The organism is Empedobacter sp. 225-1, assembly GCF_030328185.1.
Classification (GTDB): domain Bacteria; phylum Bacteroidota; class Bacteroidia; order Flavobacteriales; family Weeksellaceae; genus Empedobacter; species Empedobacter stercoris.
Window position 1 is genome coordinate 16,890 of the sequence record NZ_JACALO010000003.1, and the last position, 18,414, is coordinate 35,303.

Here is an 18,414-nt window from a genome sequence, read left to right on the forward strand (position 1 = left end):
CAATAATAGAATAGAAAAGCTCGAGAATAGTCTCGAGCTTTTATTGTAGAAGATAATTATATTTTAATTTAAATTCATTAATTCTTTTGCTTGATTGATCGCGGCTTCTGTTAATTCTGATCCAGAAATCATTTGAGCAATTTCTTCTAAGCGCTGTTGCTGAGATAGTTCAATCACATTTGTTTGTGTCGTTTCTTCAACCACTTCTTTGTAAACTTTTAATTGATAATTTCCTTTAGAAGCAACTTGTGGTAAATGTGTAATCACTAAAAGTTGCATATTATCAGCCATCGACTGCATTACTTTTCCTGTTTCGTTTGCAACTTTACCTGAAATTCCAGTATCAATTTCATCTAAAATTAATGTTGGTAAATGTTGATGCGTGGCCAATAATTTTTTGATTGCTAACATCAATCTCGAACGTTCACCACCTGATACAGATTTTTCGAAAATACGTGGTTCCATTCCTTTATTTGCAGAAAATAAAAACAACACTTCATCTTTTCCAGTTACTGTAAAATCTAAAGTTTCGTTGAGTTGAATCGTTAATTGCGAATTTTCCATTCCCAATTGTGATAAAGTATTCAAAATGTTTTTTCGAATAATTTCAATTGATGAGAATCTATTTTTTCTAATTTTTAAAGCTTGTTTATCTAACTTTTCTGAAATCGCATTTAATTCTTTCGTTAAGTGAATAATTAAATCACTTAAATTATCAAAACCAGAAGTTTGACTTTCTAATTCATCTCGTTTAATAATTAATTCTTCAATGGTGATTACATTGTGTTTGCGTAATAATTTATGAATCAAATCGAAACGATCTGTGATTTCTTGTAAACGTTCTGGATTAATTTCTGTAGATTCGATCAAATGACTCATTTCTCCAGAAATATCTTGTAATTCAATTTTAGAAGAAATTAATCGCTCATAAATCGAATTGTATTGAGAATTATAATCCGAAATTTTATTTAACTTATTACTTGCTTCGTTCAATTGAGAAATAATTCCCATTTCGGGATGTTCTAAAAATTGATAAGTTTCATTTAACGTCGAAATGATTTCTTCAACATTTGTTAATGATTTTATTTCGAATTCTAAATGTTCTAACTCATCATGTTTAAGAGATGCATTGTTTAATTCTTCCCATAAATGCAATTTGTATTCTAAATCCTGTGATTGATTTTCGAGTGAATTCTGCGCATCTTTTATTTTTTTCTTGGTCGAAATATATTGATTGAATACTTTTTTATACTCTTTTAACAATTCTTTATTTTCTCCGTAAATATCCAACATCGATAATTGAAAATCAGCTTCGAAAATTTTTGGTGTATTAAATTGAGAATGTATATCGATCAATAATTCAGATAATTCTTGTAAAATAGAGACTTTTACAGGGGTGTCATTGATAAAAGCACGTGATTTTCCTGAAGGTAACAATTCTCTTCGAAGAATAGATTCGTCTTCATAATCTAAATCATATTCTTCAAAAAAATCATTCAATTCAAGATCTTTAATATTAAAAATTGCTTCAATAATACATTTTTCATCCGCATTTTTCAATGCTTTTAAGTCAGCACGTTCACCTAAAACCAATTTCAAAGCACCTAAAAGAATAGATTTACCAGCACCGGTTTCACCAGTGATTGTTGTCATTCCTTGATGAAAATCAATCTCTAATTGATCGATAATTGCAAAATTATTAACGCGAAGTGTTCTTAACATTTACTTTTTCATTTTATTCCAATACGTATCGTTGTACTTTGGAGCGATAGAATTTAAAATTTCTTTTAATTTTTCGATATTCACTGATGACGTTTGTCCACCTGTAAATACCTGACTAATTTCGCTATTTTTTGCTGTTAAGAAAAGTTCTAAAGGATAAAATTGAGAATAATTTCCTCTTTGGTAAAATTCTAATTGTAACAAGGTATTTCCGATCGCGTTTTTACCTCTCAACTCATTTTCTGCCATAATATCCAATCCATTTCTGTGGTATTGATAAGTGATGTTACGTAAAGTTGAGTTGTCGGATTTTAGAATATTGTTAATTAATGATGTACGAGATTTTAAACCGTCCATTTCGCTCCAACCAGAAAAATTATTATTCGTTTGACCAAAGTCAGCAATTTTCTTCGCCATTTTGAAATATTCAGTACCACCTTCTTTTGTAAAAGTATCTGCATCATAACCTAATACTAAATACACATAATATGTTATCACATCTGTTAAATTTTTACCACTGAATTTACGATCATTGAATATTAATTCTTCGAATTCTTGGTATTGGAATGTGAAATTATCATCTGATAAATTAAGAACAGGTGTATAATAAGTAGAGTTGAAAACTGGACGACGAGATTGAACCAAAATAGATCCTTTTAGTCGATTTCCTTCTCTTTCTTTAATGTTTATAACGAAACTAGCTTCAATTCTTTCGTATGTTTTTAGTCGATCATTTGTCCATTTAGTAGAATTAATAAAGGTTGTCAGTGATTTTTCTAAGGTTTGATACATTTGTGTATTTGAACCCTGAACCATTGAATAATCAACTTTAACATCAGCAATAAGATTCTGGGAAAAAGCAGAAACAGCTAAACATGTTGAAAAGAAAATTGAGGCTAATTTCTTCATTATATTGTTATAATTTATTTAAAATAACAGTCAAAATATCTTTTGCGACTTCAGTTTTTGATTTTGCATCAAATTGTTGCATCGATAAATCTTTGTCAATAATTGTAATTTTATTTGTATTCTTCTGAAAACCGGCTTCTTTATCTTGCATCGAATTTAGAACAATAAAATCAAGATTTTTTTTGGTTAATTTTCTTTTTGCATATTCTTCTTCATTATTCGTTTCTAAAGCAAAACCAACCAATAATTGATGTGTTTTGATTTCACCTAATGATTTCAAAATATCTGGATTCTTAACCAGTTCTATGGTTAAATTATCATCGTTTTCTTTCTTAATTTTTTGTTCAGCCATTTCTTTTGGACGATAATCTGCAACAGCTGCCGACATTACAACAACATCTGCATCAGCAAAATTATCGTGCATCGCTTTGTACATATCACGAGCAGAAACAACATTTATTCGTTCGATAGGATAACCAATGACAGATTCATGACTAGGCCCACTAACCAACGTGACATTTGCACCAAGATTAGTAGCAGCCTTCGCAATCTCAAAACCCATTTTTCCTGAAGAATAATTACCTATAAAACGTACAGGATCTATGTTTTCGTATGTTGGTCCAGCAGAAACAACCACTTTTTTTCCGTAGAGTGGAAGAGTAGCTGCAATAGAACTTTCTAAAAATGAAATAATATTCTCGGGTTCAGCCATTCTGCCTTCACCTAACAATCCACTTGCCAGTTCACCAGCTTCTGCAGGAATGCAACTATTACCAAAAGATTCTAATTTTGAAATATTTTCTAATGTAGACGGATGTTTGTACATATCCAAATCCATCGCTGGAGCAAAATAAACTGGACATTTTGCAGAAAGATAAGTTGCTAAAACCAAATTATTACAGGTTCCATCTGCCATATGGGAAAGCGTATTTGCAGTGCAAGGGGCAATTATCATATAATCAGCCCAAAGTGCATATTCTACATGATTGTTCCAGTCTCCTTTATCACCGAAAAACTCCCATTCAACTGGGTGTTTGGACAACGTTGAAAGTGTAAGTGGAGTGACAAAATTTTGTGCATCAGGTGTCATAATAACTTTTACTTCTGCACCTTTTTTGATAAGCCCTCTAACAAGAAAAGCGGCTTTATAGGCCGCTATTCCGGCAGTAACTGCCAAAAGAATTTTTTTACTATGTAAAACAGACATTATTTATCCTCATTTGGATTTCTGTAATATACGTCATTGTCTAACCATTCCTTAACCGCAATAGATGTCGGTTTTGGTAATCTTTCGTAGAATTTTGAAACTTCGATTTGCTCTCTGTTTTCAAAAACTTCTTCTAAAGAATCTGTATGTGCAGCAAACTCATCTAATTTCTGAATTAATTCAGTTTTCATTTCTTGGTTAATTTGTTCTGCTCTTTTTCCCATAATTACAATCGACTCGTATAAGTTTCCTGTTTTCTCATCGATTTTATTACGATCATAAGTTTGTGTTGTTGGTGCTGCACCGATATCCTTGAAATTCATAATGAAAGAATTTTTATATATTTTACTATTTATTATTATTTTGCTCTTTGCTTAATTCAGCTTGTTCAGCTTCAATTTTTTTTCTCGACTCTTCTAATTCAGCGAGAATTTTTTTAGTTTCAATTATATCTTTATCAACTTTTTCCATCAATTTATTTGCTTCAGACTTGAATTTAGTTTCTGGATAATATCTTGTTAACAATAGATATTGTGTTCTAGCATCTTGTAAACGTAATTCTTTGTTTTCTAAACGAGAAAAGTTTAACGCTAATTCTGCTTTAGCACGCAAAGAGTACATCATGGCTTCTTCTCTAAATTTAGAATCTGGGTACTCATCAATCATATTATCGAATGACACACCAGCAGCCTTATATTTCATCGTTTTATAATAAACTTTTGAAATTTCGAAAGACTTTAACTCTAATTTCTGTCTAAGCTCTGTAATGTAATTATTCGCATCATTTACATGATTTGATTCTGGGTACGAGTTAATGAAACCTTGTAATTCACTAATCGCTGTATAAGTACTTGTTTGGTCTAAATCATACTTCGGTGAATCTTTGTAATAAGAAAAAGCTGATTTAAATAATGCTTCTTCTGCACGACTATCCATTGGGTAAGATCCTGCAAAACTCTTAAATTGATGACCTGCCAAACGAAAACTTTTTTCGTTAAAGTTCGCTTGCGCCATATTATATGCAATATCAGCTGCTTTTTCCGTTCCTACAAAAGACGTTGAAATTTTTTCGTATAATTCGTTTGCCAAGTCGTATTTACCATCTTGGTATAACTGCGTAGCTAATGTAAAGATTTCGTCTTTATCTGTACTTTTCATCGCTTTGTTGTAGGTCTTGTTACAAGACACTAATGAAGCGCCAATTAAAACTAGTAAGCTTAGTTTTTTAAACATTCTGCAAATTTAATAAAAATTGAGGACTAAAGTATAAAAAATTATTTTCTTATCCTCTTAATAAAATCTCAAAGTTTTGAATTATTACGCTGTTGTGTCTGCGCTTAATGTAACTACATCACGATCAAATAGATATAACCCGCCTTTGTCAGAGCCAATCATTTCTAATTTATCTAAAATATTTCGAGCTAATTTTTCTTCTTCGATTTGTTCAGACACATACCATTGTAAGAAATTGTGTGTAGAATAATCTTTTTCTTCTAATGTTAACCCAACAATTTCGTTAATGGATTCAGAAACAAAACATTCGTGTTTTAATATTGCTGTAAAAACTTCTTTTAACGTAGTAAAATCTTGTTTTGGTTCTTCAATTTGTGGTACAAATGCTTTGCCACCTCTTTCGTTGATGAATTTTATTAATTTTAACATATGCATGCGTTCTTCATCAGCGTGAGCGTATAAGAAATTAGCTGTCCCTTCTAATCCTTTTACTTCTGCCCATGAAGCCATAGCTAAGTATAATTGAGAAGAATCACCTTCTAATTTTATTTGTTTATTTAACGCATTTAATACTGAGTCTTTTATCATGATTTTATTTTTTAGATGTTAGATAATAATTGGTTAATTTTTGTTGTTAAATTATCCGATGCAGGAACTAAAGGTAAACGTGTATAGGGTTTACAAACACCTTTGTTGTCTAAAACAGCTTTAATCCCACAAGGGTTTCCTTCTTCGAAAATAGCACGTGTTATTTCAACAACTTTGTAATGTGCATTATAAGCTGCATCAACTTCTTTGTTTAATGCTTTGCGAATCATCTCTGTAAAGATTGTAGGAATACCTTGACCAATAACAGAAATAACCCCAGAACCGCCTGCTAATGTCATAGGTAAAGCAAATTCGTCGTCACCAGAGATAATGTTAAAATCTTCGCGAGTATTTTTACGAATAATATCTGTAGATTGTAAGAAATCTGGAGAAGCTTCTTTAATTGCAACGATATTTTTAAATTCATTTGCTAAACGAATTGTTGTATCCGCTGTAATATTAGATCCTGTTCTACCTGGTACATTGTACAAAATAATATTTGCATTTGTACTTTCAGCAATTGCTTTATAATGTTGGTAAATACCTTCTTGATTCGGTTTGTTGTAATAAGGTGAAACAGTAAGAATTGCACTATAATCGCTCAAATCTGTTTCCTGATATTCTTTAATAACTTCTGCAGTATTGTTTCCTCCAATACCTAAAACCATCGGAACACGATTAGCATTCGCTTTCTTTATTGTTTCGATTACCTTTAGCTTTTCATCTTTTGTAAGCGTTGCAGCTTCAGCTGTAGTTCCTAAAATAACTAAATATTCAACACCACCATCGATACTGTAGTTTACTAATTTTTCTAATGCAGTATAATCTACCGTACCATCTTGTTGAAAAGGCGTAACCAAAGCAACTCCTGTCCCAATTAATTGTTTCATCTTCTATTAAATGTATTAAATCTATTACTAAGTAAATTTCGGAATTATATTTTGAATAGACAAACTATAGCGATTATCTATAATTGGTCTTAGATAAAATCCAAAATCTTCCAAAAATAACAATTAATTTATAGGTTTAAAATTAAATTAATCGAAGATTGTATGATTTTACTTATAAAAAAAGCCACTCGATTGAGTGACTTTACTATACTTTTTGACTTTAAATTAGTTAAATGTATATTTAAATCCTAAAGAAAAACGACCAGCTTCAAAATCTGAATCATTTGATAATCTCCAATCAGGCTTCCAATCAAAATGTAAAGCCAAAGGAGCAGATGGAATTTTATATTCTAAACCTGCTTGTGGACGAATACCAAATATTGTTTTATCTTCATAATATCCTTTATCTACAAATTTTAATTGAGGTCCAACCCCTACATACCATCCTAATCCGTTTGTACCAGAAAAAGATTGATTATATGTATAATCAGCACCTAAAACAGTAACATGATCACCAAACATTACTTGTACATTACCAGCGTTTTTACCATCAAAAGAGTGTTTAAATTGTGGACCTACAAGTGTTTCTCCGTCTCCTAAATCTACAACAACACCTAAAGCATTTTTATAGTTTTGAGCATTTACTTGAGAAATTCCTAATGCCATTACAGCAACTAATAATACTTTTTTCATTTTATAAATTTTTTAGTTCTTTTTTTGTTATGCCAATAGTTAAACAAAAAGCATGCAAATGTTACTTTAATGTTAAATATTAACATTATAAAAACCGATTAGCAAATCCTATAGTACTTTAATTCAATAGTATATTCACTTAATTTAAAATCATTCTAAAATTAGATAAATTACATTCATCTCTATTAAACAGCTAATTTTGTACAAACAAAACAACAATGATAAAAACAGTAATTTTCGATATGGATGGTGTAATTGTCGATACAGAACCTGTACACAAATACGCTTATTTCGAACATTATAAAGAATTGAATATTCCAGTAACAGAAGAATTATTTGCAACTTTTACCGGTCAATCGACAAAAAATGTGTATCAAATTTTAAAAGATAAGTTTGATTTGAAAGAAGAAGTAAATGATTTAGTTTTGAGGAAACGAGCGATTTTTAATGAAGCTTTTGATACAAAACCTGATTTGTATTTAATAGATGGAGTAGAAGAGTTGATTAAAGATTTGTATGCTAATAAAATTGAATTAATCTTAGCTTCGTCTGCATCAAAAAGTACGATTGATCGTGTGTTTAGTCGTTTTCAATTGGATCAATATTTTTCACATAAAATATCGGGTGAAAACTTTCCTAAATCAAAACCTGATCCAGCTATTTTTTTACATGCGGCTGAAATAGCCAAATCAGAACATGACGAGTGCATTGTTATCGAAGATTCTACAAACGGAATTGAAGCTGCATTTTGCGCAAACCTCTATTGTTTAGGTTATAAAAGCGTCAATTCTAAAAATCAAAATTTAGAAAAAGCAAATTCGATAGTTGATGATTTTAAACAAATAAATGCAGCCTATATTATTGATTTGAAATAGATTTATGTTAATCAATAATTTTATATTGTTTCATTAAGAAAATGGCATTCATCATTTTGGTAGTGCCTTTTCTTAATTTGTAATCCGAAAAATAATTGTTATCAATGTTTTTCAATTCAAAACAATAATTGATAATATGAGCAGGATTATCGTTTTCCATTTTCGTTAATTCTAAATCGTGTGTTGCGATAAAACCTATTAATTTCGTTGGAGATTGAATAAGCTTTTCCAAAAATTTTTGCGAACCAATCAATTTATCTTCTGAATTGGTCCCTTTCAAAATCTCATCCAGAATAATAATTTGCGGTTGATTATCCTCCAATCGATCAATTAAAATTTTCAATTTATTGATTTCATTTTTAAAATAAGAATCACCTGAAGCCAAATTATCTGCTGTACGGATACTTGTAAATAAATCCATTGGGTAAAATGACATTTTATTTGCACTTACTTTTAAACCGTTCATAGCCAGTACTAAATTTGTTCCAATTGTACGAAGAAACGTACTTTTTCCAGCCATATTTGCTCCCGTTATAATTGCAATATTATTTGGACGATTTGTCTCAAAATCATTTTTAACAACAGTTTCTTCATTCAATAATGGATGAAAACCATTATATATTTTTAATTCATAAGGTTCATCTGCAACAGTTGGAAAAGTAAAAAATTTAAACTTATCATTAAATAAAGCAAACGAAACAAAAGCCTCCAGTTTAGCCAATTCATCTAACCAAGGTTTGATTTGATGAACAGTTTTTTGAACTTCATTTTCAAATTTTATTGAATAATTTAATCGCCACAAGAAAAAAGTATTTAATACAAAACCAACAATTGGAAAATTAGCTGCATCTAAGGTTTCTTTGGTCGAAGAAATGGTTTTAATTAATGAAGATGATTTAGTTGGATTTTTAAACGTTGCTTGTATTTCTGAGTTTAGTTTCGATTGAAAAATTTCATCCTCTATATGTTTACAAACTTCATATAAATTATCCAATTCATCTGCTTTCATTGTGGTGTATGCAGCCACTCGTTTTAGTTGTTTTTTGTAGACAAACGTAATTGCACTCGAAACGAATACAGCGGTTAATATCCAATAAAAAACTATTACTTTTGGAAAACCAATGAAAGCCAAATAGACAAAACAAAGCATATTGATGGCAGAAACAACACTTGGAATAACTTTCAAAAACTGATTGTTAAATACACGATTTTCAAAAACAAAAATAGAAGATTGATTCATTTTTAATCGTTTCATAAATGTCAAAAATGTCACAATCCAATCTCTTTTTTTAGCTAATTCTGTAAAAGCGTTTTGACGTTCTATAATTTTGGTTTTGTCTAAAATTAAATTCGATAAATAATATTTCAATTGTAAACTACCGATTCGCGTTTGTGTTTTATTGATTCGATTAAAGATTGAATTACCTTCTAAAATATCTAAATCTTTGTTGTAAACATTATTGAATTTAGAATTATCTTCAACAAATTGATCGATAGAATCATCAGTTTTTAGTTGTGAAATTATTTCTAAAGCTTGTGTAAAATAGGTAAGTTGAGTAGAAATCCTGGAAGTAATTACCACCAAAATGATGAAAACCACAAATAATATTGTAGAAATAATTAAATATAAATCATTACTTGAAGTAACATAAAGCGAGAAAAACACAAGTGAACTAATAAACGACAGAAGCCTTACATTGCTTATTTTATTCTTTTTCGATTTTAAAGTGATGAAATCTTGGTTTATTTTTTCTTCTATTTTTAGATATTCTTCCATTCTTAATTTTATTTCTGATTAAAGGTAGTGGTATAAATAATAAAAGAGCGAAATTTCGCTCTTTTATTATTTTTTAACTTCTTGAAATTGTTTTTCTGTAATTATTCCTTTTTCAACCATTTTAGAAAGCCAATCAATAATTTCCTGCTTTTCTTTAGATTTTAATTGTGAAAGGTTAATTGTTGAATAATTTCCAATATTATTTTCAATTCCATGTTTTTCAGTTACTGCATCCAAATAATCTATATAAGCTTTTTCAAAGTGATATTTTTCTGCCATTATTTTTGAATAAATCATTAAAGAATCTGTTCTACCTTCAAAATTTGAATCTTTTAAATGATAAAATAATTCAGAATAAGCATCTTCATCACCAAGTTTCTTCACTTTTGTAGTAATCGAATCGTAATTGTCAGAAATTGAATTCATTGTTATTACATTCTCATGAATTACAGGTGCAACAATATTGTTTTCTTTTTTACAAGAAAACAATAAAAATATAATAATAAATGAAAATATATTTTTCATTTTAATGATTATAAAACTTTTATTTCAAATACTTTTTCATCATTCAAAAAACCTTCTAACATGTCTTTTGAATTAATTTTAGATACACCAGCTGGCGTTCCAGTAAAAATTAAATCGCCTTTTTTCAACGTGAAATATTTAGAACATTCTGCGATTAATGTATTGATGTGGAAAATCATATCTTTAGAATTTCCCGTTTGTACATTTTCACCATTTCGATCTAATTTGAATGCTAAATTCTCTAAATCAAAATTTTCTTTCGGAAAAAAATCTGAAGCAAAGGCAGAACCATCAAAGGCTTTTGCTATTTCCCAAGGAAACCTTTTTTCTTTCAACTCTTGTTGTACATCGCGTGCTGTAAAGTCAATTCCTAAACCAATTTCAGAATAATAACGATCTGCAAATTGCGGTTGAATCATTTTACCAACACGATCTATTTTAATCACAATTTCTGTTTCGAAATGAACTTCTTTTGTGAAACTTGGAATCACAAATGGAAAACCTTTTCTCAAAATTGCAGAATCGGGTTTCATGAAAAACATAGGCGATTCTGGAATAGGATTATTTAATTCCTTTGCATGTTCGACGTAATTTCGTCCGACACAAATAATTTTCATTGTTTAAAAACCGTTTTGTAATTTGATTCGAGTAAAAACTTTCTTTGTGTACAAAGGGAAATCTGCATTCTGAATCCATGAATAATAACCAGGATCTTTTGCAAAAACATCCGTTACAACTTGTCCTTTATATTTACCAAACGAAATAATTTCTTGGTCTTTATCGTTGTATTGTATAAAGCCTGCTAAGTCAGCTGTTTTGCGTTGAGAAGAAAATTCACTCAAAAATTTATTGTCATTCTCAAGTTCATCATATCTTTCTATTTGAGCCATTAATACTTCGTAAGTTGCTATAGTATCCGCTTCAGCTGAATGTGCATCGATTAACTCTTTATCACAATAATATTTATATGCAGCACTCAGATTACGAGGTTCCATTTTATGATAAATCACTTGTACGTCAATTGTGCGATGTTTTGATACGTCAAAATCAAAACCATTGCGCAATAATTCTTCTGCTAAAAGTGGAATATCAAAACGATTCGAATTATATCCAGCCAAGTCAGAATCTTTGATCATTTCCATAATTTCTGGCGCTAATTCTTTAAAAGAAGGAGCGTCTGCAACGTCTTCGTCAGAAATACCGTGAATCAAAGTTGTTTCTGGTGGAATAGGAATTCCTGGATTAACTTTCCATGTTTTTACTTCTTTTGTTCCATCTGTAAAAGCTTTCACAATAGAGATTTCAACGATTCGGTCTTTCGAAACATTTGTTCCTGTCGTTTCTAAATCAAAGAAACAGATATTTTTAGTTAATTTCATTTTGTAATTTCTTTTCTAAAAATGATTGAGATGATGATATATAATAGGATAATTAATGGAATAGCAGCCACTTGCAACCAAGCTACTAAACCAATTGTAATGATTAAGAAAATGTATTTATAATAATTTTCTGCCCAACTCAATCCTTTAAATTTTAAGGCAAATAATGGTAAATCGATAATTAATAAGATACTAAAAACAATAGACACAGCGATTAATAAATACGTATCAATTTCTGGATTGATAATTTGTCCTTTGTTGTAATAAATTGAAAATAATGAAAAAATAAATAAGGTATTAGATGGAGTTGCTAATCCTTTGAAATAAGTACTTTGATCTTCATCTAAATTAAATTTTGCTAATCGTAAAGCAGAAAAAGCTGGTACTAAAAATGCAAATAATGAAAGAGCTGAAATTTTTAAGTTTTCATTTTCATAAATAAAATCAGTTGACAAATGATTAAAAATCGAAAATAACATCAATCCAGGAACTACACCAAACGAAATACAATCTGCTAAAGAATCTAACTCTTTTCCGATAGGACTACCAATATTCATTAAGCGAGCAACCATTCCGTCTAAGAAATCGGCAACTAAAGAAATTATCATCAAAACCATGACAATTGTAACTGTTGTAGTTGTAATTTGAGCATTACTCGATATCATAAAAATGGCTGATAATACACCACACGAAAGGTTAAGTAGTGTTAGAAAGTTTGGAATTGTAAATAATTTCATAAATGAATTTTTCAGGACAAAAATACAAACAAATATTAATCTGAATCCTTTTTAAACACAATAAAACCACTAATTTTGAGTTTTTATATACGTAATTTATCAATTTTGAAAAAAATATTCCTTTTATTATCTGTTCTTGCAAGTCAATTTGCTTTTTCTCAAACTGCACGCAAATACTCGAACGAGTTTTTAAACATTGGTGCAGACGCTCGCTCTTTTGCAATGGGAAATGCGGTTGTGGCAAATATTGGAAATGCCAATGCAAGTTATTGGAATCCGGCTGGTTTAACAGAAATTACGTACGATTGGGAAGCTTCTGCAATGCACGCTGAATATTTTCAATCTATTGCAAAATTTGACTACGCAGCAGTTGCTATTCCGTTGAGAGAAAGTAATTCTACCATAGCTTTTTCGTTGATGCGTTTTGGTGTGGATGATATTCTAAATACAACAGAACTAATCGATAATCAAGGGAATATTAATTACGATAAGATTTCTAAATTTTCTACCGCAGATTATGCTTTGACAATGTCGTATGCGGGAAATGTCTTCAATAATAAAGATATTCAGTTTGGAGCTAATGCTAAAATAGTTTATCGACATATAGGAAAATTTGCAAAAGGATTTGGTTTTGGAATCGACCTTGGATTGCAATATCGTACTGATAATCAAATGTATTTTGGTGTGATGGCACGTGATATTACAACAACTTTTAACGCTTGGAGTATTAATAAAGACAAAGTAAAAGAAATTTCTATTGATGAACCAAACAATGAAGGTGAACCAACAATTCTGAACGATTTGCCAGGTGAAAATATCGAGTTAACAATGCCAAAATTACAATTTGGTGTAGGAAAAAAATTCGATTTTAATGACCGTTGGTCCTTGTTAGGTGAAGTGGATATGAGTGTTGAATTTCAACAAACTAATGCAGCAATTTCTGGAAAAGGGTTTTCTATTTCACCACAAGCCGGTATCGAGTTAGCTTATGATGACATGGTTTTTGTTCGCGGAGGATTGAATAATTTACAAAAAATTGAACAATTTGATGGAAAACAAAAAACTCAAATTCAACCAAATGTTGGAGTAGGGTTCAAATACAAAGGAATTTCAATTGATTATGCTTTAACTAATTTTGGTGATAGCGGAATAGGTTTATACTCTAATATTTTTTCTGTTCGTTTCGAAATGGATAAGTGGAGATAGATTAATCAATTTTATTAATTCTATAGACAGTTAAAGAACTATAACCAAAATTTCGATCGTACCATTTTAATGGTTTAGATTTTAAAATTTTTCTTTCGTATTCGTACGGAGAAATATAGAATTCTATAGAATCGCCATCTTTTAATTTCTTTAAACGAATTGAATCATCTTCAAATGAAAAATCAAATTCTTTGTATTTATTTAAATCAATAGTAGCAGTTGCACTTCTTCCTTTAAAACGAATTTCTTTAATTTGATCTTTTAATTCAATCAAACCTTTTTCATTAACAGAAGCATTCATTAATTGATCTTGATCATTCTTTAAAACTGCACCAGAAATAATTGTCAATAAAAAAGGAGAAAAACAAAGTATATGATAGAAATAATATTTCCATGATCGTTTATAAAAAATATTTTTTTTACATTTTGATTCAAAGTATTCTGAAATAGTCAGATTTGATGATGCTCCAAATTCAAATAATTTATCACCTAAATGTATCGTTAAGTATTCTGCATCTTTTTTGTAATTATAATCATACGTAATTTCTGATAAAGCAGTTTTCTTCCAATTTCTGTCAAAAAATCCTTTTGTTAAAACATAATCTTCATGCAATTCGAAATATTCAACAGATAAAGTTTTTTTATAAATATAATAACCTGATATAAACCAGTGAATTATGAAGAAAATAGCAAATTCAAATATGATTTCTTTTATTAGTATATATAATATGATTAGAAATATTAATGAATTTAGTATATAGAACGAATTTTTTAAAATATTGTTTATTTTAAAATCTGAATCATCGTAATTTTTATAAATTAACATAAGGTTATCTCTCAATCGGTAAATTTTCATCAGCGCCCCATTCAGACCAAGAACCATCATAGACTTTTATATTTTCGTAACCTGCAATTGTAGAAGCTAATGCAAGAATAGAAGCTGTAATTCCGGAACCACATGTGAAAATATTTTCTTTAGACGAATCAGTTAATTTTTCAAAAATAGATTTTAATTCAGCTGAAGATTTATAGTTTTCACCATTTAAAACATTTTCGAAATATAAATTCTTTGAATTTGGAATATGTCCACTTCTCAAACCTTGTCTTGGCTCGGGAGAAACACCTTCGAAACGGCCTTGTGATCGTGCATCTACAATGATTTTTGAATTGTCATTTATCGCATTTAACATAACTTGTGTATCAGCAAACCAATGTTCCTGCAAGTGAGCAACAAAATCACCTTTTTCACGAGGTTGTAAATGTGAAGAAACAGTTTCAAAATTATTTTTTTTCCATTCAGGTAAACCACCATCCAAAACATATACTTCTTTGTGTCCCATCGTTTTGAACATCCACCAAACGCGTGGACTTGAATAAACACCCCATCGATCATAACAAACGATGATAGAATTATCATTAATACCAAGTTGTTGAGATTCTGTTGTAAAAGTATTTTCATCAACCAAAGTATGAGGAAGTTGAATAGAATGATCAGAAAATTTTCCTTCCAAATCAAAGAACACAGAATTTGTAATTAACTCTAATTTTTCGTTTTGCAGGGTTTGACCAATTTTATCAATCGTACAATCTAAAATAATCAAATTATCAAGATGTATGTTTTCTTTTAATTCGATTGCAGTTATTATTGGAGTATCAAATTTCATAGACTAAATAGTATGTTATAAATATAAAAAAACGCAACCATTTTGATTACGTTTTTGAATTATGCCTTTATTTATTATATTCCAACAAAAGTAAATGGCTTTGCCTGATGAAAGAGTAGAGAAGTTTCTCCAGCATAAGTTTCATTTTTACTAACGCTTAATCGTTTTGTTGAAGCATTTTTATTAAAATCAATCTTCTTCAAATCAACCCAAAAAGTATTTGGTGTTTTTGTAGTTTCGAAATAATAAACTAAGTTTTTATGATCCGCAACTGATCTCCAACGAGTAGAGGAAATATTCGGTTCGGATTCTGACGAAATTCCTAAAGGAACTGAAACATTTCTGATGACACTAAAAACACTCGCAATTGAAATACGTGTATCTGCAGTTTGTGGAATAGCATTGATATAATAAGATGCACGTACGTAACGATCAGGAGCTCTATTAGTTCCAGGAAGCATTATCGTTCCAGGAATTCCTTTCCAATATTGATTAATGGCTAATTGTTCTTCAAAAATAGGCGAATTAGTCATGACCGTGTAAGATGAATCGTGATGTATTTTTAATTTACCATTTACATATTCAAAAATAGCGTTATCACCTTTAGCATCAGAAATTGAAAGATGTAAAGTTGTAAATTTCTGCGTTCCTGGAATGTAATCAGAAACTACTACAAACTTTTCTTTTCTCAAATCTTCCACTGCTTCATTCACAGTTGCATAGTTATCCAATACATATTGTGCCCATGCAGCAATTGTGACTCCAGGTTTAGATCCTTTTGGATCAAATTTAGGGTATTGACTTTCAACTAACCATAATACATTTGCAACTAATCCTTTTTCATTTATACCATCAGTTGTCGCTATATCCCAAGCACTTGTAATTACACTACCATATTTTGAAGTCCATTTTTCTGATGCATTCCCAACATTTCCGGTGCGATCTAGTCCTCTTGGAAAAATCCAAATGTTGGCATCAATCTCATCTTTCCAATCCATAGAACGAGCAGTAATTACTGTATTTTCTGGACCTTTGTAAACAACTCTTGTACAAGCATCAAGTTTTGGAGCTAATAAAAATAGTAAGTTGGTAGAGAATAATGTTAAAGTAAGTTTGTTGTAAAAATTCTTTTTCATTATGAGGTGATATTTGTGTATCTAAATTTAAGAATTATAATTCTTATATCAGTTATACATGATTGATTTAATATCATAATTACATAAAAAAACGCAACCATGAATGATTGCGTTTGAATTAAATGCTATGTGAAAGATTATTTTTGATTAATCACCTCAACCACTGGTTTACCAATGTTCCCATTTGGCTCTTCAATGTGTAACAAAGCAGACAAAGTAGGAGCGATGTCAGTCATATAAACTCGGTTATTATTTTTACCTTGTTTAATTCCCCATCCCATTAAAACAAATGGAATATGAGCATCGTAAGATCCCCAAGTTCCGTGAGTAGTTCCGCCAGCGTTTAGTTTTCCTCCGTACCATTGTGGATCTAAAATATAGGTAATTGCACCACTTCGTTTACGATTGAAACCGTTGATCATACGTTCTTTAATTTCAGAAGGAATTGATGCATTTCCGATTTTGTCCATATCTGCAACAAAAGAAACACCATCAACTTTTTGCATGAATTTCACAATTTCATCTTTGATATCTTCTTCATCTAAATCATTAGTTTCAATGAGCTGATTATTCAAATGGACTTGGTAATTTGATAAAGAGCGTACAATATCAGCAGTTTTAAATTCAGCTTGTAATTTAGCATTTAAAGCATTTTTTACTTCTGAAGTTTGAAAATATCCAGCGTTTCCTTTTTTATCTTGGAAATATTTTGGATTATGTGCTCCACCATGATCAGCCGTTAAGAAAACTAAATATTCGCCTTTTCCAACTTTTTGATCCAAATGATTGAATAATTGTTCCAAATCTTTATCTAAACGTAAATAAGTATCTTCCATTTCGATAGTATTTGGTGAAAATTGGTGACCAACATAATCTGTAGAAGAGAAGCTAACCGCTAAGAAATCGGTAATTCCTTTATCGTTTTGACCTAATTTTTCGTTATCAATAATTTCAATTGCGATATCTTTTGTCAACGAGTTTCCGAATGGAGTAGAACGAATTAATCCCAAACCATTTTCTTTTTTTAATTTTTTCAAATCATAAGGAAATTGCATTTTATCTAATCCTTTATACTTCTGACGATACGGATTTCCATCTTTTTCACTTTGTACATACGTATCAATTGGATAAAGTGTATTCCATTTATCTAAATATTTTTCAGTTACTCTTTTATCATTGAATTTTTGTAACCATTTTGGCAATTCGTTCATATAAAATGTACTCGAAACCCAGTTTCCAGATTCTCCATCAAACCAAAAAGCAGCATCAGCAAAATGGCCTGCTGGTAAAATTCCTCCACGATCTTTTAATGAAACACCAAATACTTTTGAGCGAAAATTAGTTGCTAATTTCAATTGATCAGGAACCGTAGAAGTCAACAAGTTTTTAGGAGACATTTTCCCTGCTTTAGAAGAAGTACCAACTCCATTAACAGTATCATCTTGTGTACAATACATCTCTTGTCCAGTTGCTTGAATGATAAAATCATTTCCCGCAATTCCATGAATAGCTGGGACAGAACCTGTATAAATCGTACTATGACCAATCGCCGTATAAGTAGGAATATATGGAATATAAGTGTTTTCGTTGCTATAACCTTCGTTTAATAAACGATTGAAACCACCCTGAGAATAACGATCTTGATAACGGTACAAATAATCCCAACGCATCTGATCTACGACAACTCCAACCACTAATTTAGGACGGTTTACTTCTTGTTGTGCATATAAAGAAAGCCCTGCAAAAAGTCCTAAAACACTTAAAAAAGTTTTATTAAATTTCATTTTTAAAATTTTACAAAGACAAATGTAACAATTTAATTTTGGCCGAAATTTAAATAATAATTAAATAATTAGTAAATTAAACAAAAACA

The 18,414-nt window shown here is 30.1% G+C and carries 19 protein-coding genes; 2 read left to right on the plus strand and 17 right to left on the minus strand.

What is annotated here, in order from left to right; genetic code table 11:
* Positions 1 to 63: 63 nt before the first annotated feature.
* The 8 genes from recN to HX088_RS01520 all read right to left on the minus strand — a co-directional run bounded on the left by recN (position 64) and on the right by HX088_RS01520 (position 7,242).
* The gene (gene recN / locus HX088_RS01485) at positions 64 to 1,722 is read right to left on the minus strand and encodes a DNA repair protein RecN (protein WP_286483067.1); all 1,659 of its coding nucleotides are present in this window, start codon (positions 1,720 to 1,722) and stop codon (positions 64 to 66) included.
* Positions 1,723 to 2,631, minus strand: a complete 909-nt coding sequence (gene porD, locus HX088_RS01490) for a type IX secretion system protein PorD (protein ID WP_225540013.1) — start codon at positions 2,629 to 2,631, stop codon at positions 1,723 to 1,725.
* A 7-nt stretch (positions 2,632 to 2,638) separates the two neighbouring features.
* Positions 2,639 to 3,838: a bifunctional phosphopantothenoylcysteine decarboxylase/phosphopantothenate--cysteine ligase CoaBC gene (gene coaBC / locus HX088_RS01495; RefSeq protein ID WP_286483072.1), complete on the minus strand. Its 1,200-nt coding sequence runs from the start codon at positions 3,836 to 3,838 to the stop codon at positions 2,639 to 2,641.
* A complete protein-coding gene (locus HX088_RS01500) occupies positions 3,838 to 4,161 on the minus strand; it encodes a DNA-directed RNA polymerase subunit omega (protein WP_019973784.1) in 324 nt (107 codons plus the stop codon). Before HX088_RS01500 ends, coaBC begins: the two co-directional genes overlap by 1 nt.
* 25 nt (positions 4,162 to 4,186) lie before the next feature.
* Complete coding sequence (locus tag HX088_RS01505) at positions 4,187 to 5,071, minus strand: outer membrane protein assembly factor BamD (RefSeq protein ID WP_171622534.1); 885 nt, start codon at positions 5,069 to 5,071, stop codon at positions 4,187 to 4,189.
* 84 nt (positions 5,072 to 5,155) lie between these two features.
* Positions 5,156 to 5,659 (minus strand): ferritin, encoded by a 504-nt coding sequence (locus tag HX088_RS01510; protein ID WP_188320031.1) that lies wholly within the window; start codon positions 5,657 to 5,659, stop codon positions 5,156 to 5,158.
* A gap of 11 nt (positions 5,660 to 5,670) precedes the next feature.
* On the minus strand, positions 5,671 to 6,549 hold the full coding sequence (gene dapA / locus HX088_RS01515) for a 4-hydroxy-tetrahydrodipicolinate synthase (RefSeq protein ID WP_188320032.1): 879 nt from the start codon (positions 6,547 to 6,549) through the stop codon (positions 5,671 to 5,673).
* Between the two features lie 225 nt (positions 6,550 to 6,774).
* Positions 6,775 to 7,242, minus strand: a complete 468-nt coding sequence (locus tag HX088_RS01520; protein ID WP_286483078.1) for a hypothetical protein — start codon at positions 7,240 to 7,242, stop codon at positions 6,775 to 6,777.
* A 218-nt stretch (positions 7,243 to 7,460) separates the two neighbouring features.
* Here HX088_RS01520 and HX088_RS01525 point away from each other — a divergent pair, with 218 nt between their 5' ends.
* The gene (locus HX088_RS01525; RefSeq protein WP_284583675.1) at positions 7,461 to 8,117 is read left to right on the plus strand and encodes an HAD family hydrolase; all 657 of its coding nucleotides are present in this window, start codon (positions 7,461 to 7,463) and stop codon (positions 8,115 to 8,117) included.
* 7 nt (positions 8,118 to 8,124) lie between these two features.
* Here the strand turns inward: HX088_RS01525 and HX088_RS01530 are convergent, their stop codons facing one another.
* The 5 genes from HX088_RS01530 to HX088_RS01550 form a co-directional block, all read right to left on the minus strand.
* Positions 8,125 to 9,894 carry a MutS-related protein gene (locus tag HX088_RS01530; RefSeq protein ID WP_286483080.1) on the minus strand — a complete coding sequence of 590 codons (1,770 nt, stop codon included), beginning with the start codon at positions 9,892 to 9,894 and terminating at the stop codon, positions 8,125 to 8,127.
* Positions 9,895 to 9,960: 66 nt separating this feature from the next.
* The gene (locus tag HX088_RS01535; RefSeq protein WP_260543124.1) at positions 9,961 to 10,419 is read right to left on the minus strand and encodes a hypothetical protein; all 459 of its coding nucleotides are present in this window, start codon (positions 10,417 to 10,419) and stop codon (positions 9,961 to 9,963) included.
* Positions 10,420 to 10,427: 8 nt separating this feature from the next.
* Positions 10,428 to 11,036: a fumarylacetoacetate hydrolase family protein gene (locus tag HX088_RS01540; RefSeq protein WP_260543122.1), complete on the minus strand. Its 609-nt coding sequence runs from the start codon at positions 11,034 to 11,036 to the stop codon at positions 10,428 to 10,430.
* Between the two features lie 3 nt (positions 11,037 to 11,039).
* Complete coding sequence (locus HX088_RS01545; RefSeq protein WP_286483083.1) at positions 11,040 to 11,798, minus strand: 3'-5' exonuclease; 759 nt, start codon at positions 11,796 to 11,798, stop codon at positions 11,040 to 11,042.
* Positions 11,795 to 12,535 (minus strand): CDP-alcohol phosphatidyltransferase family protein, encoded by a 741-nt coding sequence (locus HX088_RS01550; RefSeq protein WP_260543118.1) that lies wholly within the window; start codon positions 12,533 to 12,535, stop codon positions 11,795 to 11,797. Before HX088_RS01550 ends, HX088_RS01545 begins: the two co-directional genes overlap by 4 nt.
* Before the next feature lie 105 nt (positions 12,536 to 12,640).
* Here HX088_RS01550 and HX088_RS01555 point away from each other — a divergent pair, with 105 nt between their 5' ends.
* Positions 12,641 to 13,741 (plus strand): putative type IX sorting system protein PorV2, encoded by a 1,101-nt coding sequence (locus tag HX088_RS01555; protein ID WP_284583670.1) that lies wholly within the window; start codon positions 12,641 to 12,643, stop codon positions 13,739 to 13,741.
* A 1-nt stretch (position 13,742) separates the two neighbouring features.
* Here HX088_RS01555 and HX088_RS01560 read toward each other — a convergent pair whose 3' ends face one another.
* From HX088_RS01560 to pafA, 4 genes are all read right to left on the minus strand, one after another.
* Entirely contained in the window at positions 13,743 to 14,354 is a 612-nt protein-coding gene (locus HX088_RS01560) for a hypothetical protein (RefSeq protein WP_225541989.1), read from the minus strand.
* A gap of 217 nt (positions 14,355 to 14,571) precedes the next feature.
* Positions 14,572 to 15,405 (minus strand): sulfurtransferase, encoded by an 834-nt coding sequence (locus tag HX088_RS01565; protein WP_286483089.1) that lies wholly within the window; start codon positions 15,403 to 15,405, stop codon positions 14,572 to 14,574.
* Positions 15,406 to 15,479: 74 nt separating this feature from the next.
* The gene (locus HX088_RS01570) at positions 15,480 to 16,541 is read right to left on the minus strand and encodes a linear amide C-N hydrolase (protein ID WP_171622522.1); all 1,062 of its coding nucleotides are present in this window, start codon (positions 16,539 to 16,541) and stop codon (positions 15,480 to 15,482) included.
* A gap of 137 nt (positions 16,542 to 16,678) precedes the next feature.
* Complete coding sequence (pafA, locus tag HX088_RS01575; protein ID WP_286483091.1) at positions 16,679 to 18,325, minus strand: alkaline phosphatase PafA; 1,647 nt, start codon at positions 18,323 to 18,325, stop codon at positions 16,679 to 16,681.
* Positions 18,326 to 18,414 lie beyond the last annotated feature (89 nt).

Excerpts from the sequence above, each read along its gene's own strand:
- recN (WP_286483067.1), bottom strand. The coding sequence starts at position 1,722 with ATGTTAAGAACACTTCGCGTTAATAATTTTGCAATTATCGATCAATTA.
- porD (WP_225540013.1), bottom strand. The coding sequence starts at position 2,631 with ATGAAGAAATTAGCCTCAATTTTCTTTTCAACATGTTTAGCTGTTTCT.
- coaBC (WP_286483072.1), bottom strand. The coding sequence starts at position 3,838 with ATGTCTGTTTTACATAGTAAAAAAATTCTTTTGGCAGTTACTGCCGGA.
- HX088_RS01500 (WP_019973784.1), bottom strand. The coding sequence starts at position 4,161 with ATGAATTTCAAGGATATCGGTGCAGCACCAACAACACAAACTTATGAT.
- HX088_RS01505 (WP_171622534.1), bottom strand. The coding sequence starts at position 5,071 with ATGTTTAAAAAACTAAGCTTACTAGTTTTAATTGGCGCTTCATTAGTG.
- HX088_RS01510 (WP_188320031.1), bottom strand. The coding sequence starts at position 5,659 with ATGATAAAAGACTCAGTATTAAATGCGTTAAATAAACAAATAAAATTA.
- dapA (WP_188320032.1), bottom strand. The coding sequence starts at position 6,549 with ATGAAACAATTAATTGGGACAGGAGTTGCTTTGGTTACGCCTTTTCAA.
- HX088_RS01520 (WP_286483078.1), bottom strand. The coding sequence starts at position 7,242 with ATGAAAAAAGTATTATTAGTTGCTGTAATGGCATTAGGAATTTCTCAA.
- HX088_RS01525 (WP_284583675.1), top strand. The coding sequence starts at position 7,461 with ATGATAAAAACAGTAATTTTCGATATGGATGGTGTAATTGTCGATACA.
- HX088_RS01530 (WP_286483080.1), bottom strand. The coding sequence starts at position 9,894 with ATGGAAGAATATCTAAAAATAGAAGAAAAAATAAACCAAGATTTCATC.
- HX088_RS01535 (WP_260543124.1), bottom strand. The coding sequence starts at position 10,419 with ATGAAAAATATATTTTCATTTATTATTATATTTTTATTGTTTTCTTGT.
- HX088_RS01540 (WP_260543122.1), bottom strand. The coding sequence starts at position 11,036 with ATGAAAATTATTTGTGTCGGACGAAATTACGTCGAACATGCAAAGGAA.
- HX088_RS01545 (WP_286483083.1), bottom strand. The coding sequence starts at position 11,798 with ATGAAATTAACTAAAAATATCTGTTTCTTTGATTTAGAAACGACAGGA.
- HX088_RS01550 (WP_260543118.1), bottom strand. The coding sequence starts at position 12,535 with ATGAAATTATTTACAATTCCAAACTTTCTAACACTACTTAACCTTTCG.
- HX088_RS01565 (WP_286483089.1), bottom strand. The coding sequence starts at position 15,405 with ATGAAATTTGATACTCCAATAATAACTGCAATCGAATTAAAAGAAAAC.
- HX088_RS01570 (WP_171622522.1), bottom strand. The coding sequence starts at position 16,541 with ATGAAAAAGAATTTTTACAACAAACTTACTTTAACATTATTCTCTACC.
- pafA (WP_286483091.1), bottom strand. The coding sequence starts at position 18,325 with ATGAAATTTAATAAAACTTTTTTAAGTGTTTTAGGACTTTTTGCAGGG.